This window comes from Methylobacterium sp. CCH7-A2 (assembly GCF_001557075.1).
Classification (GTDB): domain Bacteria; phylum Pseudomonadota; class Alphaproteobacteria; order Rhizobiales; family Beijerinckiaceae; genus Allobosea; species Allobosea massiliensis.
Genome location: NZ_LSKN01000132.1, coordinates 1 through 1090, shown reverse-complemented (window position 1 = coordinate 1090; position 1090 = coordinate 1). Strand labels below are relative to the sequence as shown.

2 protein-coding genes are annotated in these 1090 nt (G+C 66.3%); both read left to right on the top strand.

Features of this window, described 5'->3' with window-relative positions; all coding sequences use genetic code 11:
* Positions 1 to 512 (top strand): AAA family ATPase (locus AX750_RS26485; protein WP_348626274.1); only part of this gene is annotated, 512 nt, incomplete at its 5' end.
* A gap of 49 nt (positions 513 to 561) precedes the next feature.
* Positions 562 to 1090: hypothetical protein (locus tag AX750_RS11400; protein ID WP_156462445.1), on the top strand; the 529-nt coding region annotated here is incomplete at its 3' end.

The following is a 1090-nucleotide window of genomic DNA, read 5'->3' as shown; positions in this document are numbered from 1 at the left end:
TGCTGCTCGACGAGATCGACAAGTTCGTGACGCATCGCGACGAGCAGCCCTACAATATCCTGCTGAACGTGCTCGAGGCCGAGAACGCCGAGACCCTGCTCGACGAGTACCTGCGGGTCCGGTTCGACGTCTCCCATGCCTTCTTCATCGCAACCGCAAACGATCTCTCCGTGCTGCCGGACTTCATCCGGGATCGGTTCCTGATCGTTCGGATCGTCGCGCCGACGGGCGCCGACCTGCTCGCGCTCACGCAGCAGATCGCAGCCAAGGTCATCACGCCGCTCGGGCTGCCCATGCCGGGCGACACGGTAATAGTGGCGCTTGCCAGACATCATCCACGGCGGATCGCGCGCGTCCTGCGCCTGGCGCTGGGCTTTGCCGCTGCCCAAGGCCGCGACATGCTCGTCCCCGCCGACGTCGCGGCGGCTGATGCCCTCGCATCGGCGCAAGCCGCCCGCGCGTCGATCGGGTTCATCCGCCCGAGGATGAAGACCGAAGCAGAGCGTGAGTGAGGTGAGATCGGGAATGCCCCCGGGAAGCCCACGACGAATGGATCAGATCATGACGACCAAGACCGACGACACCAGCGAAAAGCCCTACGCGAAGCGCGAGATCGGCAGCGCGCTCTTGCCCGAAGGCTCGGCCGGCGCCGTCCGGCGCTGGTACCCGACGCAATGGCCGCGGATCGGCGGGAAGAAGCTTCTTCCGCTGCCCGCCGATGCATTCCTGACAGACGCGTTCCTCTCGCGTTACCGGCCAGGCTTCCTTACCTTCGCCTACGCGGCTGGATGTGGCTATCACCCGCACAACCCCGCAGCGCAGGGCCTGTTCGGGATCGCCCGGCGGCTGAACGCCCCCCTGCACAAGCTGTCGGCGACGACGCAGTCCGACCCGACGACGCGACTGCGTGAGCTGAACCTCGACCGTTATGGCGCGCTCACGATGACCGAGGAGGGCCATTTGTGCAGTGAGTTGGGCTTCAACACCTGGACATTCCAGGTCCTGCTTCCGGTCGGCAGGCCGCTCGAGGGATCGCCCGTGACCGTTCAGGAGCGTGGCCTGTCCGTGCGCCTGCCCCATGACCTCGGCA